A 21161-nucleotide genomic window follows, 5' to 3' on the forward strand; every position below is an offset into this window, starting at 1 on the left:
AATTACACTAGACGTCAAAAACCCATATATAGAAAACTTATCACTCTTTTTCTATAAGATAGCGCAATATCGGAAGAACAGCATCACGTATCTTAAACGCCTCATACTTATTAAGCATCTGAAACGTATTATGTGCAGCACTATTCAAAGTTGACTTAAATCCGGAAAACTTTGTCAGGCTGTGCTTTATCTTATTCCTTATTGCATCATCCCAAATATCTTCATGCCCCTGCAAGAAAAGTATAACCTCATCAACCGTAGGTTCAGAATTCTTTTCTTCTTTCGCGGTAAGTTTTTCTTTACCGTACTTTTCCCTTTCCGCGTTCCTGTTGGAGATTATTACTTCGCGCAGTTCTCCATACTTATCTTTTCTTGTCAAAAAGCAAATTGCACTAGCCTCAAACAGCATCCGAATTAAAACAAGACCAGAATAAGTAAGGTCACCAAGGTTTAGTCTCTGCGCCTCATGAACCAATGCCAAGTGCTTATCATAACAATGACGCTGATCTATATCTTGGGGCAGCACAGTTACAAACTGATTGTGATCGATTTTTTGAATCGGCTTCTTAATTGGAGCCTTAGGTTTAGGACCATTAGCAGGGGTAGGGCCCGCACTAGGAGCTGGGGCAGGAACCGGAGCGGGATTCGCGGTAGGAGTGGGGGTGAGTGGTTCCAGATCCTTTTTTTTCTGTTTAGCATCACCGGAATTTTTCCGCCACTTCAACGCAAACTTAGACATATCATCCAGAGCAGCTTGGTATGCGACGTTGTTAAGATCTACATCTGACTTCGTAGTATTCCAAGGAAGCTTGGATGGATCCTTACAAGTAAAATACACATGTCCAACAAAGCCATAAAATTCCGTATGGAATTTCGTTAACCAGCCGCTTTTCCTTGTACGATCAGATATCAAGACAGCCCGCTCATTGCAGAAAACGTTCCAGCCGTACTCCCCTGTCAAACCCGCGTTCCTAGACTTATTATAATCTTGCTCTGCCGAAAATCGATGATGCAAATGCTGACCCGACTCTATCAACACAGATATCTCGTCGGACACTTTAAAAAACTTCGAATCTATTCCGTAGGGGCTATCGGGGCGAATTCGAATAATATGACTATCTACCTCACCACCATTGATCTTGATCAAAAGCCCTTTATCAATGAAGCGTCCATATCGCCGACCAGCTTCAACAATGATTCCCCCTACCCAATCGCTCCCTGCAAAAAGCTGCGAGGTCTCATTGGAGAAGGAACTAATTTCAATCTTTGTACCAACTTTCCCAGCGGATGGGAGCTTTGTGGCCTTTAAACCCCAGTCATCTGTCGCTAAATAATCATCTGTATTAAAGTCGAGAACGGAACGCTCCAGACCTGTATCAGAGTCAAGGTGTGTAACCTTACCGATTCTAAATAGTGCACGATTTAGCCCGACCCCAAACACTCCGATCCCCATATGATGAGCTGAACGCTCACCAAATCGAAGAACAGATTTTTCTAGATGCCGAACTGTAATACCACCACAATTATCATCGATTGAAAAAACGCCACCACTAATACTTATATCAATTGTATATCCCTGATAACTCTCAGGAAGAGCTTCTGCACCAACCTTGGGGTTGAGCTTTATCATTGTATTTCTGGCTGCATCGATCGAATTATCAATCAAGTCAAAAATACATGCCTCAATACTAATGTCACGCGTGAGACTATCGACAACAACTGCCTTACTCGGCCTAGTATCGACAGTAATTTCTTCAGCCTTACTCATTAGAATTGCTCTCCATGCTTATTACGCAGCCGAAATCTTCTTCGAAATTTTTAGTTTTTTGTAAACTTCAGAAAGCAATCCAAAAGATACAATAGGTGAAACACTGTTTCCAATCATTCGAAAACTATGCCACTTGGCAGGATGGAATACGTACCAATCAGGAAAGCCTTGGAGCCGAGCAGCTTCACGTACGTTAATTACCCGACCATCTACCGGATGAAGTGGCCTGACCGCTTGAAAAGATCCCTTGTCCGACCCCGTCCCTGCACGCAGGGTTGGACTAAGCCCGTCCCACTTTAGTTTATACGACTTACTTACTGGATCAGCTTTTCCAGGAGGGGTAGCAGCATAACGTGCCGAAACAGCAGGAGTATGCTTCGTTTCTGCGAGCCCAGAGATGAGCCCTAACTTTAACTTTGTTAAAGCTTCAGGCCAACCGATACCGACAGGTGGAGGTTGCCGCATTCTCTTTGCGTAATTAGAAATACCTGACCGCCCAATTTTAGGATACTTGCTCCAGGAAAATTCTGTACTGTTAGTGGTAGCGGTCGGCGAAGGCAGGTCAGAAATTGCATCTTCAACAGTTGTTAATCTCTCAACCTTTCGACCAGTGAACTGCTCCAATGAAAGAGGAGACACTTCTAGTGGGTTATAACCAACCACTAAAACCCTATAACGATTCGTAGGCGCACCGAAATCTGCGGCATTGATTACAAATGGGCCTAATATTTCAAATCGACCAGATACTTGCTCGATTCCTTGCATTAAGGTATCGACATTATCTTCATCCAATATACCCTGGACATTTTCCATGATAAAAAATTTCGGATCTAACTCTCTAATATGCCTATAAAAGTGATGAACCAAATTATTTCTCGGATCGTCCTTCTGTCGCTTACCGATTCGGCTAAAACCCTGACAGGGAGGACCGCCGATAATCCCGTCAGGTCGAACTGAGCCAATCAACTGATGCCAATCACTCAGCATTATTTCAGCCACGTTTCCTTCGATTGCCCTGGTATGAGGATAATTTTTCCGATACCCGGATTGGATGGTGGAGTCAATATCCACCGCCGCTAGTGTATGAAACCCAGCAAGCTCCGCCCCTAAGGAAAAACCTCCACAGCCGCAAAAAAGATCAATAATCGTCGGAGGTTCTATTGAAGAATCCATTCAAATTCTCTATGTCTAAATCACTCGATAATATCAAGATGGTAGCTATTCGTTCACAAAAAAATCAAAAAAATCAGTCACAAGCTTTCATCTCCCACGATTTCCGTACGGTTTGGCTAAAAGTCACAACCTGAAGACGCGGACGAAATTACAGGCAAAAATACCATTTTGGTTAAGTGTCTATTGAATAAAATAACCTTAAAGGTTATTTTTCTCCTCACTCTTCCACCACAGAGCGAGGCAACACGATGCACACCACAGCCACCCTGCACATCCACCCGGCCGTAGCCAACCCCCTCCGCATCTTCGAGATTCGCCGCCTGGCGCAAGATTGCGGGTGCACCTTCATCGCATCCAAACCCAAGCTAAAACAGCGCACCGCGCCCGCACCATTCGATCCGAATGGCGGAGGGCACGCAGCATGAGCAAGTTCAAACTCGACAACCGCACCCTTGCCCTTCTGCATGCCCAGGTCAATCTCAGCGAGACTTTCAACCACACGCTGCGCACTACGCCACGTCGCGATGTGCTGGCTTTTCGCTTGAAAGTCGAACGCAGCAAAGCAGACACGCACTTCACCGTTGAGCTAGGCACCGAACGCCACACGCTGACCCTGACCAACAGCAAAAAAATGCACCTCAAACTGGCCGACTTCATCGAAGAAATTGCCAACGGCCCGGCCAATCCCACCGCACTGCCTGAATCAGCGCCGACTCTTCACGCAAACCGCCGCTATGGCGCTTTTGATGTTGAACACAAGCAACAAGTGTTCGAGCTGGTACGCACCGGCGGCGCGATCAGTCTCGAGCTGGGCTTCGAGCAGCCCATTTACCTGGCTGTTCACCGCAATAGAACCCGCTCCGGCATCACCACCATCATGGGCATAGGCGTGAAGTCGCCGCGCACTAAGTGCTTCACGGTATACGGGACCGACGTCGAGCTGTACGGCATGGTCGTCGAATCCATCAACCACTTGGCCGCAGCAGCGACACCTGCCGCGCATGCAGCATAGGAGGCCGTGGTGGAACGTAGCCTGGAAAAAGCCGCCAAGTACTTTGGCATCACTCGCCCCAAGCTGATTGCGCTCATGCGTGAAAAGGGCTTGCTAAACGACCGCAACTTGCCGGCCTTCCCCGTCCGTGACCGTGAGTACCTGCGGATCAAGAACGGTAACTGGTACCACGAGACTGCCGGCATGCAGTACAGCCAATCGACCAAGGTTCGGCAAGCCGGCATGCCCTGGCTCGCCGAGCAACTGGGGCTCGAACTGCCAGTCATCCCGGCAGACAACCGTGACGTGGCCTAGGGAGTACGCCCGCCAGATCGTCGCCATGCGCACACGCGAGGAGCGCAACGCCGCGCTCCTCGAAGTGCCCGAGCATCTGCGGGAGCTGACCAAACGCCACTGCCTGAATGCCTGGAACCATCCGGCAAGAACACAACGCAAGGAGGCCCAACAAAGCCATGAGTAACACAACACAAAACCCGCTCCGCCTGCACCCTGCACCGGAGTCAGCCACCATCGAATTGCTCTACCGCATCTTCGGCGACGTCCTGATCCCGTTGGACAAAGTGCGCGAACAGTACTTCCGCAATCTCAACGAACAATCGTTCGTGGCCGAGATCAGCAGCGGTCGCATCCAGCTTCCCATCACCACGCTGGACACCAGTCGCAAGGCGCCGAAGTACGCACATATCCGGCACGTCGCCTCACTGATCGACATCCGTGCCTACAAGGCCGACGAAGACATGCAGCGACAGCAGGACGACACCAACGAGTAACACCCTCAAACAGAACAGCTGTCACCACCAGCCAATAACATCACCAGGAGCACACCACATGACCGCAATTCAAATCTGCGCACTGATTGTCCTCATCTTGCTCGTCGGCCTTACCTATTGGGCCGGGTATCGCGGCGGCCTCATCGACGGACGCGTTGAGGGCATTGATGAAGGAATGGCCATTCAGCATTCCGACAACTCTCAAACCGTCCGCAACCTGGAGCTGTCGCTTAACCAGGCACGAGAACACTACCAGCAGCTTTACACCCGCTACGAGCGCGCCATAGCCGCCTCAAAACTTGGGGAACCAGAACATCAAACCCTGCTGGCCATCGCGGAACAACTGCGAATCGCAGCGGAGACATTCAGCGCATTTCGCACAGGTAAAAAACTCGAACGAGACACCATTGCGCTCCGCAACCAAGCCCTCGCCATGGCGGTTCTTCTGGAGCCGGTAGCACAGGAGGATGCGGCATGAGCCAAGTAATCCCAATGCCGCGCCTTACCCCAGAGGCAGCCGGCAAATTGCATCAGCAATACACCAAAGCCACCACCGAGCTGCAGGAGCTGACGCGCTTTCGTAAGGAGCTTGACCGGCAGTTAACCGTGCTGATTGGCAACGACGCAGTGCGCAAACTGCACAAGGACACCAAGAATGCACTGCTGCTGGCCGATCTAGTGAAGGAGGCCGCATGAACTGCATCCTCACTCATACCGGCAAGCACTTTGACCTGTTCGAGCCCGACGCCGACATGATCGACCCACGGGACATCGCCCACTCGCTGGCAAACCTGTGCCGCTTCAACGGCCACACCCGCGAGTTCTACAGCGTGGCTCAGCACTGCTGCATCGTCGCCGAGCTGGTGCCGGAAGAACACAAACTCGTGGCCTTGCTCCACGATGCGCCCGAGGCGTACCTGGGCGACATGACGCGACCACTCAAGCAGTGGATCAGCGCCTACCAACACTTCGAGGACTGTATCTGGTGGCGCGTTTGCGAGCGGTTCGACATTGCCCCAGAACTTCCCGCCTGCATCTACAAGGCCGACCTGATTGCGCTGGCGACCGAACGACGCGACCTCATGTCAACCAATCCGGCTATCTGGGATTGCTTGGTCGGCATAGAACCCATGGCTGAAACCATCCGCGCATGGCCTGCCGCAGAAGCGCGCATCACCTACCACCAGCGACTGATGGACCAACTCGCTATCGAACAACGGAGGAAAGCGGCATGAAGAACCACCAGGACAACGCCAATGCCCTGCCCGCTTTGCTCCGCGCTGCAGGTGGCGTCGACACGCTAGAAACAAACAGTCTCTGCTGCGCAGCAGCAGGCATTATTGCCTCTTCCAGCGCCACTGCCGAGGCACTTATACCCCACGAAAAGCTGCGCGGGGCAGCGCTCGCCGATGCAACGCTTAACGCTCAGGAACGCCCGCTCGCGCAGCCTGCCGTGGGGTATACGCCCCGTCTACCCGCCAAAACCATCGATACCGAAATCCTGTCAGAAGAAGAGCTGGCCGACCTTACTGGCTATAAACAGCGAGCCCATCAGCGGAGATGGCTTAAAGAACGTAGCTGGGTATTCATCGAAAGCCGTGGCGGTCGACCATTAGTTGGCCGCATGTACGCTCGCATGAAGTTCGGCATGACCAATACAACACTAGTCGAACAGAGCCCGCCGCCGACTCGACCAGTTTGGACGCCAGACTTCTCAAGAGTGAACTGAAATGCGACCTCGAAACACAGAAAACAGGGACTTGCCCCCTGGAATGGTGCGGCGCAAACGCCCTCGTAAGAACGGCAAGGTCTGGGTCGGTTATTACTACAGAGATTCGACGGGAAAGGAGATTCCACTAGGCGGAGACCTGAACAAGGCTCGATTGAAGTGGGCAGAACTGGAGGCGAAAGAAAAGCCAGCAGACCTGACAATCATGAAAGGAATCTTTGATCGGTATGTCCGCGACGTCATCCCGAAAAAAGGCGAGCGTACTCAGAAAGACAACCTGGCCGAACTAAAACAACTACGGCCCACGTTCGACTGTGCCCCGATCGACTCCATCACGCCGGCCAATATCGCCGGATATCGTGATGCACGCACAGCCAAGGTTAGGGCCAACCGGGAAATTGCCCTTCTGTCTCACGTGTTCAATATGGCACGAGAGTGGGGACTTACCGAGCGGGAGAATCCGTGCCAAGGCGTCAGGAAGAACAAAGAGGTGCCACGCGACTACTACGCCAATGCGGTGGTTTGGGATGCGGTTTATGGGTCGGCAGGACCGGAGCTCAAGGAAGCGATGGATCTGGCCTATCTGACAGGCCAGCGGCCGGCCGATGTGATCGTAATGCGTAGCGACGATATTGATGGCAACTACTTCCTAGTCACCCAGGGCAAAACAGGACAAAAGCTCAGAATTTTGATGCGAACGGAAACAGGGGAAAATAGCCTGGGAAAATTGGTTCGGGAGATAACAGAAAGAAACGCTCACCACTCATCCAAATACCTGCTGATCAACAAGTACGGGAAGAGGATGACGAAAGGCATGTTGCGATTGCGCTGGGACAAGGCAAGGGAAAAGGCGCAGCAGAATGCCCTGGATCAGGGCGACCCTATGCTTGCAGCAAAAATTGGAGGGTTTCAGTTTCGTGATATCCGGCCCAAGGCAGCATCGGAAATCGCCGATATCAGCGATGCAAGCCTACTACTGGGCCATAGCAAACAGGAGATCACCAAGCGAGTTTACAGGCGGATTGGCGCCACCGCTAAACCCTCCAAATAGGCAAAGTTTCGGAACGCCTGCTCGAAAGTTTCGGAACGCCTCTCAAAAACCGTCGTGTTCCACCCAAACCCCAGAAACACAAAAGCCCCGCAGTGCGGGGCTTTCGTTTGAATCTTGGCGGGAAACCAGGGATTCGAACCCTGGGAACGCTATTAACGTTCGCCGGTTTTCAAGACCGGTGCATTCAACCACTCTGCCAATTTCCCTTGTGCATCACAGGATTAGGATAGCCCATCCTGTCTCAGCGGGCGCCATAATACCCGAATGAAACACACTGTCAAACTCTCGCCATCGCTTGTTACAGAGCGTCTGTTATGATCTTTGCGACTGAACGTTTCAAAACCGAAGGAGTGTCGCCATGCGCGAACAGAATTACGCAGTGAATGGTAACGCGCAGGCTGAGCAGCTTGAAGTCAGCCGCGTGTTGCGCAACACCTATGGACTGCTCGCCCTAACCCTCGCATTCAGCGGCTTAATGGCGTTCGTGGCCCAGCAGATGCACGTCGGCTACCCGAATATCTTTGTCGTACTGATCGGTTTCTATGGCCTGTTCTTCCTGACCAACAAGCTGCGTGACTCGGCCTGGGGCCTGGTGTCGGCGTTTGCCTTGACCGGCTTCATGGGCTTTATCCTCGGCCCGATCCTCAACCGTTACCTCGGTATGGCCGGCGGTGCGGAAGTGGTCAGCTCGGCGTTTGCCATGACCGCCCTGGTGTTTGGTGGTCTGTCGGCCTACGTGCTGGTCACCCGCAAGGACATGAGCTTCCTGGGTGGTTTCATCACCGCAGGCTTCTTCGTGTTGCTGGCGGCGGTGGTGGCGGGCATGTTCTTCCAGATCAGCGGCCTGCAACTGGCGATCAGCGCGGGTTTTGTGCTGTTCTCCTCCGTGTGCATCCTGTTCCAGACCAGCGCCATCATCCACGGCGGTGAGCGCAACTACATCATGGCGACCGTCAGCCTGTATGTGTCGATCTACAACCTGTTTATCAGCCTGTTGCAGATCTTCGGCATCATGAGCCGCGACGACTGATTTACTCGCTGCATAAAAAATGCCCCGTATCGAAAGATACGGGGCATTTTTGTTTTCACGGCATTAATACTGGTTAGGTTCCATTTCCAGCTCGACCTTGAAACGCTGGGCGATATCCCGCTGGATACGTTGGGCCAGGCTGGCAATATCGTGCCCCGTGGCGCCGCCATAGTTGACCAGCACCAGCGCCTGCAGGGCATGCACGCCGGCATCGCCGTCACGAAAGCCCTTCCAGCCGGCCTTGTCGATCAGCCAGCCAGCGGCCAGTTTCATCTGCCCATCCGCCTGCGGGTAAGCCACCAGGTCCGGATACTGCGCCTGTAACTCTTCAGCCAGGGCCTTGGGTACCAGCGGGTTCTTGAAGAAGCTGCCGGCATTGCCCAGCACTGCCGGGTCGGGCAATTTTTCGCTACGGATGCTGCAAATCGCGCGACTGACATCGCTTGGTGTCGCCTCGGTGATCCCCTGCCCCGCCAGGCGCTGCTGCACTGGGCCGTAGTCGAGCTTGAGGTGGCTGGCGCGGCTCAGGGCAAAGCGTACCCGCAGGATCAGCCAGCGCCCGACTTCATGCTTGAACAAGCTGTCACGGTAGGCAAAGTTGCATTCTTCCAGGCTGAAATCGCGCAACTCGCCGGTCTGGCGATCGAGGGCGGTCAAGCCGGCAAAGACGTCCTTGATCTCCACGCCGTAGGCGCCGATGTTCTGCATGGGGGCAGCACCGACGGTGCCGGGGATCAGGCTGAGGTTTTCCAGGCCGCAGAAGCCCTGTTCCAGGGTCCACAGTACAAACGGGTGCCAGGCTTCGCCGGCTTCGGCTTCGACCACCACCTGCACGCCATCATCCTGCAGCACACGAATGCCCTGGGTGGCCATGCGCAACACCAGGGCAGGAATGTCCTGGGTCAGCAGCAAGTTGCTGCCACCGCCGATCACCAGCACAGGCAACGCCTGGGTCGACGCATAGGCCAGCGCCTCGCGCACATCGGCGTCACTGCGGGCTTCGGCAAACAGTCGGGCCCGCACATCAATGCCAAAGCTGTTGAATGGCTTGAGCGACACCTGCGCCCGCACTTGCAAGGTCATAACCGTCCCTTCAATTCGATCACCAGTAAATCACACGCCTGCTCGATCAAGTCCAGGACCCGTTCGAAGCCTTGTTCGCCTTCGTAGTAGGGATCCGGCACCTCGTCCACTTCAGCCTCATAGCGCCGCAGGAACAGGTCCAGCTCCGCCTTGCCCTGGCCGGGCTGCATGGCCTTGAGGTTGCGCAGGTTGCTGTGGTCCATGGCCAGGATCAGGTCGTAGCGTGCAAAGTCGGCGCGGGAGACCTGCCGGGCCCGCTGGGCCGACAAATCGTAGCCGCGCACCAGCGCCGCACGTTGGCTGCGCTGGTCCGGCGGGTTGCCGACATGCCACTCGCCGGTGCCGGCGGACGCTACGTCGACCTGCCCCGCCAACCCGGCTTCGCGCAATTTATGGCGCAGTACGCCCTCAGCGGTGGGCGAGCGGCAGATATTGCCCAGGCAGACAAACAGAACCTCCATCAGGCCCCCAGCAGGCGACGGACGCGCTCAAGGTCTTCCGGGGTATCGACACCCGCAGGCGGTGCTTCCAGGGCGTCCCCCACGTGGATACGTACGCCGTGCCAGAGGGCTCGGAGCTGCTCCAGGGATTCGGTATTTTCCAACCAGCACGGGCCCCAACTCACGAAGTCATGCAGAAAACCGGCACGGTAGGCGTAGATGCCGATATGGCGACGGTACGGCACCCCTTCCGGCAACAGGTCAGGGTTCCTGGCGAAGGCATCACGCGCCCAGGGCAAGGTCGAACGGCTGAAGGTCAGCGCCAGGCCGTTGACATCACTGACCACCTTGACCACGTTCGGGTTGAACAGGGTGTCGATGTCTTCAATCGGCTCAGCCAGGGTCGCCATACGCGCTTCACCGTGGGCGGCCAGGTTAGCGGCCACCTGGTCGATCACGCCCGGCGGGATCAACGGCTCGTCACCTTGCACATTGACGACGATGGCATCTGGCGCCAGGCCCAACTGCGTGGCCACTTCGGCCAGGCGGTCAGTGCCGGAGTTGTGATCTTCACGGGTCAGCACCGCTTCGGCGCCGAACCCTTTGCAGGCCTCGATGATGCGCGGGTCATCAGTGGCCACCACGACACGCTCAGCGCTGCTTTTGCAGGCCTGCTCCCACACCAGCTGGATCATCGGCTTGCTGCCGATCAGTTGCAGCGGCTTGCCCGGCAGGCGTGTCGAGGCGTAGCGGGAAGGAATGACAACGGTAAAGGCGGTGGTCATTTATCCAGGCGCTCGTCGGTGGTCAGGGTGCGGGCTTCGCTTTCCAGCATCACCGGGATGCCATCACGGATCGGGTACGCCAGGCCGGCGCCCTTGCTGATCAGCTCGGTTTTATCGGCGCTGAGCTTGAGCGGGCCTTTGCAGATCGGGCAAGCGAGGATGTCGAGCAGTTTGGTGTCCATGAGTGTTTCCTGGATAGCAGCATTTAAGGCAAAAGACGGGCGGGCAGCAGGCGCATCAGCTGCGTGTCGAACCAGGCGACGAACGCCGGCGACGGCACCGCATCCACCGCAAGGTACCACCAGTCGGGCTGGGCAAAGGCGCGGCACTTCACCGCGTCCTTCTCGGTCATGACCAGTGGCAATGACGGGGTAAAATTCAAGACCTCGGCGCTGTAGGGCGCGTGGTCGGCAAAAACATGGGGAATCGGCTGCCAGTGTAGCGTTTCGAGGGTGTTGAAGAAACGTTGCGGGTTGCCGATACCGGCAACCGCGTGTACCTGCTGCCCCTCAGGAAAGTACGCCACCGACTGGCGCTCGCCGCTGTGCAGGTTGACCAGTGCGGTGGGTTGCAGGCGAAACGCAAAGCCATCGTCGCGATCCGAGCCGGCACCGTTGTAGAGCAGTGCATCCACACTGTGCAAACGCTCAACCGGTTCGCGCAATGGCCCCGCCGGCAGACAACGGCGATTGCCCAGGCCACGGGCGGCGTCGATCAGCACCAGTTCCAGGTCACGGGCCAGGCGGTAGTGTTGCAGCCCGTCGTCGGAGAGGATCAGGTCGAGGGTCTCGCTGGCAAGCAAGGCCTGCACCGCACGACTGCGATCAGGATCGATCATGAGGGGCACGCCGCAGCGCTGCACGATCAGCAAAGGCTCGTCGCCCGCCACAGTGGCGCTGTGGCTGGCCTCGACGCGCCAGGGCAACTGCGGCGGCTTGGCGCCATAGCCGCGACTGACCACACCCACCCGCAGGCCTCTGCGCCGGCAGTGTTCGATCAACCACAGGATCAACGGCGTCTTGCCTGTGCCGCCCACGGTGATATTACCCACCACCACCACCGGCACCGGCGATTGATAGATCTCGCCCTCTCCCGCCAGGAACCGCGCGCGCTTGCGCTGCACCACCCGGCGATACAACGATTCCAGCGGACGCAACAACGCAAGCGCCAGATGGCCCTCGTACCAGGCCTTGAGCAAACGATCGGACATGGCCATCAGGGTTGGCTCGCCGCCTCGACAGTGCTCATGCGCAGATGGCTGAAACCGAGCTTGCCGGCGGCGTCCATCGCCGTGATCACGGCCTGGTGCTGGGTCTTGCCATCGGCACTGATAGACAACGGCATCTTGGTATCGCCGCCGGACTCTTTCTCCAGGGCCGCCATGAGGCTGGCGAGGTCGTTTTTCTCCAGCACCTGGTTATTCACCGAAAACGCCCCGTCGGCGCTGATGGCGATGTCCAGTTGCTTGACTTCCTGGTCTTCGGCCGGCGAACCACTCACGGCTTCCGGCAGGTCGACACGCAGTTCGGTCTGCCGGGTGAAGGTGGTGGTGACGACAAAAAACAGCAGCAGGATAAACACCACGTCGATCAACGACGCGAGGTTGATGTCGACATTTTCCCGTTGCTTGCGGCGAAATTTCACGCTTTGCCCCCAACCAGGTCCACATCACGGTCACCCTGCACCACTTCCACCAGCTTGATGGCTTCCTGCTCCATACCAACCACCAGCTCATCGATGCGCCGCTGCAGGAAACGGTGGAAGAACACCGACGGAATACCGACCATCAGGCCCGCCGCCGTGGTAATCAGGGCCTTGGAGATGCCGCCGGCCAGTACGGCCGCGTTGGTGGTCATGCCCGAGCCCATGAACGAGCTGAAAATATCGATCATGCCCAGTACCGTCCCCAGCAAGCCGAGCAACGGCGCCATGGCGGCGATGGTGCCGAGGGCGTTGATATAGCGCTCCAGTTCATGGATGACCCGGGCGGCGGCCTCTTCGATGCACTCTTTCATGATCTCGCGACCATGCTTGGAATTGGCCAGGCCGGCGGCGAGGATTTCACCCAGGGGCGAGTTGGCGCGCAGTTCCTTGAGTTTGTCCTTGTCCAGCTGCTTGTTCTTGATCCAGCCCCAGACCTGCCCCAGCAGATGCTCGGGGGTGACGCGACTGGCGCGCAGGGTCCACAAACGTTCGGCAACGATGCCGAGTGCGGCGATGGAGCTCAGGATGATGGGCAACATCATCCAGCCGCCAGATTTGACCAATTCCCACACAGTGAATGTCCCCTCGAAAAAGTGCGCCACTTTACCATATAGGTTCGGCGGCGGGGTTCGTCGGCCATGGACCCGTCTGTCCCAGGCGCCGGTCTTTGGCATGGCCGGCTCAGGGTAACGTTTCGCGCCAAAAACGGCGTTGACTACGCGCAACAGTCGGTGGCTGGAAAGCCCCTAATTGCACACGCACCGCGCCCAGCTCGGCACTGTCGTATATCTGGCTGCCCAGTCGCTGGTAGCGCTCCACCACCTGCGGGTGAGGATGGCCGAACGCATTGCCACGCCCACGGGAAATCAGCACCGACGTGGGCGCCAGCCGCTGTAGAAAAGGCCACGACGACGAACTGCGGCTGCCATGGTGAGGCGACTGCAGCCAATCGGTGCGCACGGCCAGCGAAGACGCGAGAAATGCTCGTTCGGCAGCCCGATCAATATCCCCCGTGAGCAGCAGCCGCTCGCCATTGGCCTGGACCTGCAGAACACAGGACTTGGGGTTGCCATCAATCGCATCAGGCCACTGCCACAGCTCGAATGCCACACCGTCCCACTCCCACCGTTCGCCGCTGACGCAGGGCTGCGTTGCGAGAAACGCGGGCAACCCCTCGGTTTCACCGCCCACGACACGCCGGATCGGCAACCCTCGGGCAACAGCCGACGCCCCACCGGCATGATCGGCGTCGGCGTGGCTCAGCAGCATCATATCCAGCGTCCCGACGCCGAGCTTTTTCAACGCAGGCACTACCACACGGGCACCGAGGTCAACCGTCCCCGAACGCGGGCCGGCATCGTAGAGCAACGTGTGATGGCGGGTACGCAGGATCAAGGCCTGACCTTGCCCGACATCCAGCTGCACCACCTCCACCCGCCCATGAGGCACGAGCTCGCGGGGTGGAAATACGGCCAACAACAGCAGCGGCAAGCCCAGGGGCCGAAACGGCACGCCGCTGGGCAGCAGTAACAGCACCGCGCCGACCAGGCTGATCAGCCAGTAACCCAGGGGCACCTCGGCCGGTATCCAGGCAGGCATTTGCCCAGCGAGCCATGCCAAGCCCCGGAACAACCCGTCAAGCGCCCCGCCCGCCAGCCACAACACGCCCTCCCCGGCATACGGCAGCGGCAACAATGCGCTCCCCAGCAAGGCCAGGGGCAACACCACCAGGCTGATCCACGGCACGGCAACCAGGTTGGCCAGCGGCGCACTGACGCTGACGGGCAAGCCGAGCACCAGCAACACAGGAAACAGACCAACGGCAATCAAGCACTGGGGACGTGTCCATGCCTGCCAGACACTCCACGGCCCCAACCGCCCACCAAATCCCAGGACCAGCACCGCGACAGCCATGAAGGACAGCCAGAATCCGGGTTGCAAGCTGGCCAGTGGCTCCAGGATCAGCACGCCATTGAGTGCCAGCAACAACGGCCACCAAAACCCCAGATGACGAAAGCGCAGGCGCCACAACAACACCAGCCCCACCATGACGCAGGCCCGTTGCACCGGCACGCCAAACCCTGCCAGCAGGCCGTACCCCAGCGCGGCGGCAAACGCCAGGCCGCACGCCCACGGCAGCCACGGCCAGGTACGGGGCCAGCAGCCGTAGCGTGCAAGTAGCGCGACCAACCCGTAGATCAACCCCGCCAGCAAGCCAATGTGCTGGCCGGAAATCACCAACAGGTGCACCGTGCCAGTGTCCTGCAACACCTGCCAGTCTTCGGCCGCCAGCCCGGAGCCATCCCCCAGCACCAAAGCCGCCAGGCCCGCCTCGCGGCCTTGGGCGTCCACCGCCATCAGGCGTTGGCGGACCGTGTCACGCCAGGCATGACGCGCCGGCGCCAAGCGCTCACCATCCTTCACCGAGCCGGTGGCGCCAATGCGCTGGGCCAGCAGCCAGGCCTCCTGATCGAAACCGTGAAAATTGAGCAGCCCGGCAGGCCGTTTCAGCGTCACGGCCAGACGCCAGCGCTCGCCACTGCGTACCGGCGGCCCGCCGTGCCAAAACACCCGGATGCGCTTGGGCAACCGGGCGTTGCGCGCCTGGCTGTCGGCCAGCTCAAAACGCACGCCCGTCCCTGTCTGCTGCGGCAACCCGGTTACACGGCCTTCCAGCCATCGCGTCTGGCCATCCAGCACCGGCCGTAGTCGATCATCCAGCGCCCACTGCGCGCTGATGCAGGCCCAGCTCAAGCCCAGCAGGAAAAATGCCAGTGGCGACGTACGAAAAGGCAATAGCATCAATGCCAGCACCAGCATGGCTATCAGCCATCCCGTCGGCGGCAGCGCCGGTAGAAAGCGCAAGGCAAGCAACCCCAGCGCGAGCGCGAACATCCCTGTCTTCATGAACACTCCTTTTCAAGTGATCCACTCAGTCTTAGACGAGGGCCCAGCGTGTCCTATGATGTTTTGTCACAAAGTCTGAATTTTCTGTTTATAGAATGCGGGCATACTTGCCCCTCGAACTGACCTGGACCCCCTATGCCTCGGCGCTTATTCAAACGGTACATGCCCGACCCCACCAGTATCAGGGAACACAAGTCATTACAGTTTCTTGGCACGTTGCTGCACGACCCGAACCTCTGGCACCTGAACCGGCACTCCGTGGCACGCGCCATGGCCGTAGGTTTGTTCGCGGCGTTTATCCCGATCCCGTTGCAGATGCTGCTGGCGGCAGTGCTGGCGATCACCGTGCGCGGCAATATGCCCATCGCCATCAGCCTGGTATGGCTGACCAACCCGATCACCATGCCGGTGGTGTTCATCTGCACCTACATGACCGGCGCATGGCTGATGAATGTGCCACCGCGCAGCCTGCCCGACGACCTGACCTGGGAGTGGATCAGCGGCCAGTTGAGCACGCTGTGGCAGCCCTTCCTGCTGGGTTCGGTGGTGTTGGGGCTGGTGCTGGGCGCACTGGCCTACTGCCTGACCATGGGGTACTGGCGCTGGTGGGTCGCGCACCAATGGAAAAAGCGCAGGCAGCGCCGAGGCTGAGACCTATCGCGCCGGCAACCGCAGGTGCACACGCAAGCCCTGGCCGGTATTTTCCGCCCACAGGCTGCCGTCCTGGCGTTGCACGGCATTACGCGCGATGCTCAGGCCCAGCCCGAAGCCACCATCGCCGGGCCTCGAACCGTCCAGCCGCGTAAACGGCGCAAAGATTCGCTCCAGATCCTGCTCATCGATTCCCCCGCCCTGGTCTTCCAACCAAAGGTGCCAATACTCCCCCTCGCGGCAGCCATCCAGGCACACGACCCCCTCCGCCGGGGAATGGCGTATGGCGTTGCGCAGGATATTCTCCAGGGCCTGGGCCAGGGCATTCAGGTTGCCCCTCACCCAACTGTCGGCGCCCAGAAGGCAGGGCAGCCGCGATGCCGGCCAACCGCTTTCAAAGCACGCGTTCTCGCGCAGCATGTCCCACAGCGCTTGCACCTGAATATCTTCTTTGGGCAGCGGCGCCCGCTCGGTATCCAGCCAGGCCAGTTGCAGGCTGTCTTCCACCAGGCGCTGCATGGCGTCGATCTCCCGCCCCAGCCGCTCACGCAGGCGCGCAAGATCCTGCTCACTGTCACAGGCCACCCGCAAACGGCTCAAGGGCGTGCGCAGTTCATGGGACATGTCCCTTAACAGCTGCTGTTGCAGCATCACCGTACCCTGCAAGCGCTCGGACATATGATCAAACGCGCGCCCCAGCTCGCCCAATTCGTCCTGGCGGCTGGTGGCGTCGTGGGACATCCGCGTATTCAACTGATCGGCACGCCATGCGTTGGCCTGCTCGCGCAGTTGATTGAGGGGCATGATCAGCAACCGATAGAGGCCGACGCACAGCAACAAGGTAAAGAGGCCGGGAATCACGCCGTTGGTCACCACCCGCCAGAACAGTTGGTAGCGCCCCGGCATAAAGCGCTGCGGCAGTTCAATCACCAGCGAACCGGCGCCCGGATCCACCACAAACGGGATCTTCAACCACGGCAACCCCTTGACGTGGCGGCTGACCGGCCAGTCCAGGCCCCGAAGGAAGGTCAGGCGCTGGCTTTCCGTATCGGTCAGCGGGTAGCTGCTCAACGACTGCAAGTCATTGCCGATCACCCCGATCCACGTGCTTTCGCGCTTGCCCATTGCCTGCAGCCACGCATCAACGCCGGCATTGCCGCCCTGGTTCCAGGCCTGCTCGGCGCCGACCGCATAACCACTCAAGGTGCTCCTGGCCTCATCGGACAGGTAGGCGTTCTTTTGCTCCATGTACCGGCCCCAGGACCAACTGAGCCAGATCATCAGCAAACAGAAGGCGATCAGCAGGCAGGCAAGTTTCCAGAATAACGAGTGCCTGCCCGGCAGCCGTTTCAGCGATGCCTCAAAGCCCATCGTCGTGACCGCTCAACACATAGCCCTTGCCCCACACCGTGCGCACCTCACGCTCGGTGTAGCCGATGGCCTTGAGCTTGCGGCGGATCTGGCTGATATGCATGTCGAGGCTGCGATCATGGGGCGCATAACCCCGTTGCAACACGTGCTGGTAGAGGAAGGCTTTGCTGAGGACTTCTTCAGCGTTGCGGTGCAGGGTTTCCAGCAGGCGATATTCGCTGCGGGTCAGGCCCGCCCAGTGGCCTTGATGAAAAACATCGCACAGCTCGTCATCGAAACGCAGCGTGCGGGTATCCTCGCGCACGGGCGCAAGCGTCGGCAACGGGCGCCGATCCAGGGCCACCCGCCGCAGGATGGCTTCGATACGCACGCGCAGCTCTACCATGCTGAAGGGTTTGGGCAGGTAATCATCGGCACCCAGGCGAAAACCGCTGACGCGATCGGTTTCAGCGCCCAGGGCCGACATCAGGATCACCGGAATCGAATGGCTCCGGCGCAAATGGGTGAGGATCGACAAGCCATCCAGGCCCGGCAGCAGAATATCCATCAACACCACGTCGAATGCCTGGTCGCGCGCCATCTCCAGGCCCTGCTGACCGTTCTGGCACCAGGTGACCTGGAAGCCACAGCGCCCCAAATGCTCATGCACATAGGCACCCAGCACGGGGTCATCTTCAATTGTAAGGATACGGGGTAGGCCAACTGCCGCGGGATTCATTAGCGTCTGCAAGTCATTCTCAATCACTGATTATTCAAGATAACCCCGCCGCAGGCAATCGCCACACGGCGTCCAACGGCCCGAAGATTGCCCTCTGTCATTAATTTGCAAGATTCCAGGCCGCGCAAATGGCTACACTGCGCAGGTGGCGCGGGCCGGATGCCGGCGCGGAAGATTGATATCAGTGTGGTAGCAGGAGAGTGGCGTGCTTAAAAGAATGGGGATAAAAGGCCGCGTACTGTTGCTGACCTTATTACCGACCAGCCTGATGGCCTTGTTGTTGGGAGGGTACTTCACCTGGATGCAGCTCTCGGAGTTACAGGCCCAGTTGCTGCAACGCGGGGAAATGATCGCCGAGCAGCTGGCGCCCCTGGTGGCTCCGGCCATGGGCAGCAGGAATACCGACCTGCTGGAGCGTATCGCCACCCAATCCCTGGAACAGACGGACGTGCGCACCGTGGCGTTCCTGGCGCCGGACCGCACGCCCCTGGCCCATGCCGGCCCGACCATGCTCAACCAGCCGCCGGTGGGCAACAGCTCCCACCTGCTGCAGCGCACCGGCAACGACGCCACGCGCTACCTGCTGCCGGTGTTTGGTCGCCATCGCAACCTGGCGGGCGATTTGATCCCCGATGAAGCCGATCGCCTGCTCGGTTGGGTCGAGGTGGAGTTGTCCCACAACGGTATGTTGCTGCGCGGCTATCGCAGCCTGTTCGCGAGCCTGCTGCTGATTGCCATCGGCCTGATCTGCACCGCGGCCCTGGCCTTGCGCATCAGCCGTACGATCAACGCGCCGATTGGCCTGATCAAACAAGCGGTGGCCCAACTCAAGGACGGCAATCTGGAAACCCGCCTGCCACCCTTGGGCAGCCAGGAGCTGGATCAACTCGCATCGGGCATCAACCGCATGGCCGAAACCCTGCAAAATGCCCGGGAAGAATTGCAGCACAGCATCGACCAGGCCACCGAAGACGTGCGCCAGAACCTGGAAACCATCGAGATCCAGAACATCGAGCTGGACCTGGCGCGCAAGGAGGCCCTGGAGGCCAGCCGCATCAAGTCCGAGTTCCTGGCGAACATGAGCCATGAAATCCGCACGCCGCTCAACGGCATACTCGGTTTTACCCACCTGCTGCAAAAAAGCGAGCTGACCCCGCGCCAGCTGGACTACCTGGGCACCATCGAAAAATCCGCCGACAACCTGCTGGGCATCATCAACGAAATCCTCGATTTCTCGAAGATCGAGGCCGGCAAGCTGGTGCTCGACAGCATCCCCTTCAACCTGCGGGATTTGCTGCAAGACACCCTCACCATCCTCGCCCCCGCCGCCCATGCCAAGCAGCTGGAACTGGTCAGCCTGGTGTACCGCGACACGCCGCTGGCGCTGGTGGGCGACCCGCTGCGGCTCAAGCAGATCCTCACCAACCTGATCAGCAATGCGATCAAGTTCACCCGCGAAGGCACCATCGTGGCCCGGGCGATGATCGAGGACGAGCAGGAAGACAGCGTGCAACTGCGCATAAGCGTGCAGGACACCGGCATCGGCCTGTCCAGCCAGGACGTGCGGGCGTTGTTCCAGGCGTTCAGCCAGGCCGACAATTCACTGTCGCGCCAGCCCGGCGGTACGGGGCTGGGCCTGGTGATTTCCAAGCGCCTGATCGAACAAATGGGCGGTGAAATCGGCGTCGACAGCACGCCGGGCGAAGGCTCTGAGTTCTGGATCAGCCTGAACCTGCCCAAGACCCGCGACGACGTCGAAGACCTGCCCTGCGCGCCGTTGCTGGGCCATCGCGTGGCGGTGCTGGAAAACCACGACCTGGCGCGCCAGGCCCTGCAGCACCAATTGGAAGACTGTGGCCTGGAAGTAACGCCGTTCAATACCCTGGAAAGCCTGACCAACGGCATCACCAGCGCTCACCAGACCGAGCAGGCTATCGACCTCGCGGTACTCGGCGTGACCGCCAACGATATCCCGCCCGAGCGCCTCAACCAACACCTGTGGGACCTCGAACACCTGGGTTGCAAAGTGCTGGTGCTGTGCCCCACCACCGAACAGATGCTGTTCAACGAGTCGGTCCCTAACCCCAACAGCCAGTTGCAGGCCAAGCCGGCGTGTACCCGCAAGCTGCGCCGTGCGCTGTCCGACCTGATCAGCCCGCGGCCGTCCCGCAGTGAACCGGGCGAGCCGTTGTCCAGCCGTGCGCCGCGTGTGCTGTGTGTCGACGATAACCCGGCAAACCTGCTGTTGGTGCAAACCCTGCTGGAAGACATGGGCGCGCAGGTCCGTGCAGTGGAAAGCGGCTACGCAGCGGTCGACGCGGTGAAACAGGACACCTTCGACCTGGTGCTTATGGACGTGCAGATGCCGGGCATGGACGGACGCCAGAGCACCGAGGCGATCCGCCAGTGGGAAAGCGAGCGCCATGGCACGCCCTTGCCGGTGGTCGCCCTCACCGCCCACGCCATGGCCAACGAAAAGCGCGCCCTGCTGCAAAGCGGTATGGACGACTACCTGACCAAACCCATCAGCGAACGGCAACTGGCCCAGGTGGTGCTGAAATGGACCGGCCTGGCCCTGCGCAACCAGGTGCCGGAGCGCGCCGTCGAAGGCTTGGGCCCCGGGGTGCAATTGCCGGTGCTGGACCACGAGGAAGGCCTGCGCCTGGCCGCCGGCAAGACCGATCTGGCGGCCGACATGCTGGCCATGCTGCTGGCCTCCCTGGAAGCCGACCGCCAGGCCATTCACGTCGCCCGCGAGGCCAAGGACAACCTGGCCCTGATCGAACGCGTCCACCGCCTGCACGGCGCCACCCGCTACTGTGGCGTGCCGCAACTGCGCGCCGCCTGCCAGCGCGCCGAAACCCTGCTCAAGCAGGACGACGCCAAGGCCATGACCGCGCTGGATGAACTGGACATGGCCATTGCACGGCTGGCCAGTGAAGCGCGGGTCAGCGCCTGAACTCATCAAA

General features: G+C 58.8%; 24 protein-coding genes and 1 tRNA gene. 12 read left to right on the plus strand and 13 right to left on the minus strand.

The features are described from left to right. Window positions 1-40: 40 nt before the first annotated feature. Both BB029_RS32280 and BB029_RS32285 read right to left on the minus strand, forming a co-directional pair. The gene (locus BB029_RS32280) at window positions 41-1768 is read right to left on the minus strand and encodes an ATP-binding protein (RefSeq protein WP_083236437.1); all 1728 of its coding nucleotides are present in this window, start codon (window positions 1766-1768) and stop codon (window positions 41-43) included. 21 nt (window positions 1769-1789) lie between these two features. Next, entirely contained in the window at window positions 1790-2941 is a 1152-nt protein-coding gene (locus tag BB029_RS32285; protein ID WP_083236438.1) for a DNA cytosine methyltransferase, read from the minus strand. Between the two features lie 421 nt (window positions 2942-3362). On the opposite strand from BB029_RS32285, the gene BB029_RS16765 reads away from it, so the two are divergent. The 9 genes from BB029_RS16765 (at window position 3363) to BB029_RS16805 (ending at window position 7503) form a co-directional block, all read left to right on the plus strand. Next, window positions 3363-3953 carry a hypothetical protein gene (locus BB029_RS16765; RefSeq protein ID WP_065940036.1) on the plus strand — a complete coding sequence of 197 codons (591 nt, stop codon included), beginning with the start codon at window positions 3363-3365 and terminating at the stop codon, window positions 3951-3953. 9 nt (window positions 3954-3962) lie between these two features. Further along, complete coding sequence (locus tag BB029_RS16770) at window positions 3963-4247, plus strand: phage antirepressor KilAC domain-containing protein (protein WP_065940037.1); 285 nt, start codon at window positions 3963-3965, stop codon at window positions 4245-4247. After that, window positions 4234-4413 carry a hypothetical protein gene (locus BB029_RS32920; RefSeq protein ID WP_141696558.1) on the plus strand — a complete coding sequence of 60 codons (180 nt, stop codon included), beginning with the start codon at window positions 4234-4236 and terminating at the stop codon, window positions 4411-4413. The genes BB029_RS16770 and BB029_RS32920 overlap by 14 nt, the downstream gene beginning before the upstream one ends. Next, complete coding sequence (locus tag BB029_RS16775; protein WP_065940038.1) at window positions 4406-4723, plus strand: pyocin activator PrtN family protein; 318 nt, start codon at window positions 4406-4408, stop codon at window positions 4721-4723. The genes BB029_RS32920 and BB029_RS16775 overlap by 8 nt, the downstream gene beginning before the upstream one ends. Before the next feature lie 58 nt (window positions 4724-4781). Then, complete coding sequence (locus BB029_RS16780) at window positions 4782-5201, plus strand: hypothetical protein (RefSeq protein ID WP_065940039.1); 420 nt, start codon at window positions 4782-4784, stop codon at window positions 5199-5201. Further along, a complete protein-coding gene (locus BB029_RS16785) occupies window positions 5198-5419 on the plus strand; it encodes a hypothetical protein (RefSeq protein WP_065940040.1) in 222 nt (73 codons plus the stop codon). Before BB029_RS16780 ends, BB029_RS16785 begins: the two co-directional genes overlap by 4 nt. Then, window positions 5416-5958 (plus strand): phosphohydrolase, encoded by a 543-nt coding sequence (locus BB029_RS16790; protein ID WP_065940041.1) that lies wholly within the window; start codon window positions 5416-5418, stop codon window positions 5956-5958. The genes BB029_RS16785 and BB029_RS16790 overlap by 4 nt, the downstream gene beginning before the upstream one ends. Window positions 5959-6209: 251 nt before the next feature. Next, window positions 6210-6452, plus strand: a complete 243-nt coding sequence (locus BB029_RS16800) for a DUF4224 domain-containing protein (protein WP_065940420.1) — start codon at window positions 6210-6212, stop codon at window positions 6450-6452. A gap of 1 nt (window position 6453) precedes the next feature. Next, window positions 6454-7503 (plus strand): tyrosine-type recombinase/integrase, encoded by a 1050-nt coding sequence (locus tag BB029_RS16805; protein ID WP_065940042.1) that lies wholly within the window; start codon window positions 6454-6456, stop codon window positions 7501-7503. A 115-nt stretch (window positions 7504-7618) separates the two neighbouring features. Here BB029_RS16805 and BB029_RS16810 read toward each other — a convergent pair. Beyond that, window positions 7619-7709 (minus strand) — tRNA-Ser (locus BB029_RS16810). A 152-nt stretch (window positions 7710-7861) separates the two neighbouring features. On the opposite strand from BB029_RS16810, the gene BB029_RS16815 reads away from it, so the two are divergent. Further along, entirely contained in the window at window positions 7862-8533 is a 672-nt protein-coding gene (locus BB029_RS16815; protein WP_027607314.1) for a Bax inhibitor-1/YccA family protein, read from the plus strand. A 63-nt stretch (window positions 8534-8596) separates the two neighbouring features. Here the strand turns inward: BB029_RS16815 and murB are convergent, their stop codons facing one another. The 8 genes from murB to BB029_RS16855 all read right to left on the minus strand — a co-directional run bounded on the left by murB (window position 8597) and on the right by BB029_RS16855 (window position 15452). Further along, window positions 8597-9616 carry a UDP-N-acetylmuramate dehydrogenase gene (murB, locus tag BB029_RS16820; protein WP_065940043.1) on the minus strand — a complete coding sequence of 340 codons (1020 nt, stop codon included), beginning with the start codon at window positions 9614-9616 and terminating at the stop codon, window positions 8597-8599. Beyond that, window positions 9613-10077, minus strand: coding sequence for a low molecular weight protein-tyrosine-phosphatase (locus tag BB029_RS16825; protein ID WP_065940044.1), 465 nt, complete (start codon window positions 10075-10077; stop codon window positions 9613-9615). Before BB029_RS16825 ends, murB begins: the two co-directional genes overlap by 4 nt. After that, the gene (gene kdsB, locus BB029_RS16830) at window positions 10077-10841 is read right to left on the minus strand and encodes a 3-deoxy-manno-octulosonate cytidylyltransferase (protein WP_065927093.1); all 765 of its coding nucleotides are present in this window, start codon (window positions 10839-10841) and stop codon (window positions 10077-10079) included. Before kdsB ends, BB029_RS16825 begins: the two co-directional genes overlap by 1 nt. After that, window positions 10838-11023: a Trm112 family protein gene (locus BB029_RS16835; RefSeq protein WP_003174668.1), complete on the minus strand. Its 186-nt coding sequence runs from the start codon at window positions 11021-11023 to the stop codon at window positions 10838-10840. The genes kdsB and BB029_RS16835 overlap by 4 nt, the downstream gene beginning before the upstream one ends. A 23-nt stretch (window positions 11024-11046) precedes the next feature. Then, window positions 11047-12057 carry a tetraacyldisaccharide 4'-kinase gene (lpxK, locus tag BB029_RS16840; protein WP_065940045.1) on the minus strand — a complete coding sequence of 337 codons (1011 nt, stop codon included), beginning with the start codon at window positions 12055-12057 and terminating at the stop codon, window positions 11047-11049. Further along, complete coding sequence (locus tag BB029_RS16845; RefSeq protein WP_027607319.1) at window positions 12057-12485, minus strand: biopolymer transporter ExbD; 429 nt, start codon at window positions 12483-12485, stop codon at window positions 12057-12059. The genes lpxK and BB029_RS16845 overlap by 1 nt, the downstream gene beginning before the upstream one ends. Further along, window positions 12482-13117: a MotA/TolQ/ExbB proton channel family protein gene (locus tag BB029_RS16850; protein ID WP_065940046.1), complete on the minus strand. Its 636-nt coding sequence runs from the start codon at window positions 13115-13117 to the stop codon at window positions 12482-12484. Before BB029_RS16850 ends, BB029_RS16845 begins: the two co-directional genes overlap by 4 nt. 109 nt (window positions 13118-13226) lie before the next feature. After that, on the minus strand, window positions 13227-15452 hold the full coding sequence (locus BB029_RS16855) for a ComEC/Rec2 family competence protein (RefSeq protein ID WP_256558352.1): 2226 nt from the start codon (window positions 15450-15452) through the stop codon (window positions 13227-13229). 135 nt (window positions 15453-15587) lie between these two features. Between BB029_RS16855 and BB029_RS16860 the strand changes: the two genes are divergently transcribed. Continuing rightward, window positions 15588-16103, plus strand: a complete 516-nt coding sequence (locus BB029_RS16860; protein ID WP_065940048.1) for a DUF2062 domain-containing protein — start codon at window positions 15588-15590, stop codon at window positions 16101-16103. Window positions 16104-16106: 3 nt separating this feature from the next. On the opposite strand, the gene BB029_RS16865 is transcribed toward BB029_RS16860, so the two are convergent. Beyond that, window positions 16107-17474 (minus strand): sensor histidine kinase, encoded by a 1368-nt coding sequence (locus BB029_RS16865; protein WP_065940049.1) that lies wholly within the window; start codon window positions 17472-17474, stop codon window positions 16107-16109. Beyond that, window positions 17464-18192, minus strand: coding sequence for a response regulator transcription factor (locus BB029_RS16870; RefSeq protein ID WP_065940050.1), 729 nt, complete (start codon window positions 18190-18192; stop codon window positions 17464-17466). Before BB029_RS16870 ends, BB029_RS16865 begins: the two co-directional genes overlap by 11 nt. 205 nt (window positions 18193-18397) lie before the next feature. On the opposite strand from BB029_RS16870, the gene BB029_RS16875 reads away from it, so the two are divergent. After that, window positions 18398-21151: a response regulator gene (locus tag BB029_RS16875; RefSeq protein WP_065940051.1), complete on the plus strand. Its 2754-nt coding sequence runs from the start codon at window positions 18398-18400 to the stop codon at window positions 21149-21151. The last annotated feature ends 10 nt before the right edge of the window (window positions 21152-21161 follow it).

Origin of the sequence: Pseudomonas sp. S3E12, from assembly GCF_001702295.1 — a bacterium.
In the GTDB taxonomy this organism is placed as follows: domain Bacteria; phylum Pseudomonadota; class Gammaproteobacteria; order Pseudomonadales; family Pseudomonadaceae; genus Aquipseudomonas; species Aquipseudomonas marginalis.

Excerpts from the sequence above, each read along its gene's own strand:
- BB029_RS32280 (WP_083236437.1), bottom strand. The coding sequence starts at position 1,768 with ATGAGTAAGGCTGAAGAAATTACTGTCGATACTAGGCCGAGTAAGGCA.
- BB029_RS32285 (WP_083236438.1), bottom strand. The coding sequence starts at position 2,941 with ATGGATTCTTCAATAGAACCTCCGACGATTATTGATCTTTTTTGCGGC.
- BB029_RS16765 (WP_065940036.1), top strand. The coding sequence starts at position 3,363 with ATGAGCAAGTTCAAACTCGACAACCGCACCCTTGCCCTTCTGCATGCC.
- BB029_RS16775 (WP_065940038.1), top strand. The coding sequence starts at position 4,406 with ATGAGTAACACAACACAAAACCCGCTCCGCCTGCACCCTGCACCGGAG.
- BB029_RS16780 (WP_065940039.1), top strand. The coding sequence starts at position 4,782 with ATGACCGCAATTCAAATCTGCGCACTGATTGTCCTCATCTTGCTCGTC.
- BB029_RS16785 (WP_065940040.1), top strand. The coding sequence starts at position 5,198 with ATGAGCCAAGTAATCCCAATGCCGCGCCTTACCCCAGAGGCAGCCGGC.
- BB029_RS16790 (WP_065940041.1), top strand. The coding sequence starts at position 5,416 with ATGAACTGCATCCTCACTCATACCGGCAAGCACTTTGACCTGTTCGAG.
- BB029_RS16805 (WP_065940042.1), top strand. The coding sequence starts at position 6,454 with ATGCGACCTCGAAACACAGAAAACAGGGACTTGCCCCCTGGAATGGTG.
- BB029_RS16815 (WP_027607314.1), top strand. The coding sequence starts at position 7,862 with ATGCGCGAACAGAATTACGCAGTGAATGGTAACGCGCAGGCTGAGCAG.
- murB (WP_065940043.1), bottom strand. The coding sequence starts at position 9,616 with ATGACCTTGCAAGTGCGGGCGCAGGTGTCGCTCAAGCCATTCAACAGC.
- BB029_RS16825 (WP_065940044.1), bottom strand. The coding sequence starts at position 10,077 with ATGGAGGTTCTGTTTGTCTGCCTGGGCAATATCTGCCGCTCGCCCACC.
- kdsB (WP_065927093.1), bottom strand. The coding sequence starts at position 10,841 with ATGACCACCGCCTTTACCGTTGTCATTCCTTCCCGCTACGCCTCGACA.
- BB029_RS16835 (WP_003174668.1), bottom strand. The coding sequence starts at position 11,023 with ATGGACACCAAACTGCTCGACATCCTCGCTTGCCCGATCTGCAAAGGC.
- lpxK (WP_065940045.1), bottom strand. The coding sequence starts at position 12,057 with ATGGCCATGTCCGATCGTTTGCTCAAGGCCTGGTACGAGGGCCATCTG.
- BB029_RS16855 (WP_256558352.1), bottom strand. The coding sequence starts at position 15,452 with ATGAAGACAGGGATGTTCGCGCTCGCGCTGGGGTTGCTTGCCTTGCGC.
- BB029_RS16860 (WP_065940048.1), top strand. The coding sequence starts at position 15,588 with ATGCCTCGGCGCTTATTCAAACGGTACATGCCCGACCCCACCAGTATC.
- BB029_RS16865 (WP_065940049.1), bottom strand. The coding sequence starts at position 17,474 with ATGGGCTTTGAGGCATCGCTGAAACGGCTGCCGGGCAGGCACTCGTTA.
- BB029_RS16870 (WP_065940050.1), bottom strand. The coding sequence starts at position 18,192 with ATGAATCCCGCGGCAGTTGGCCTACCCCGTATCCTTACAATTGAAGAT.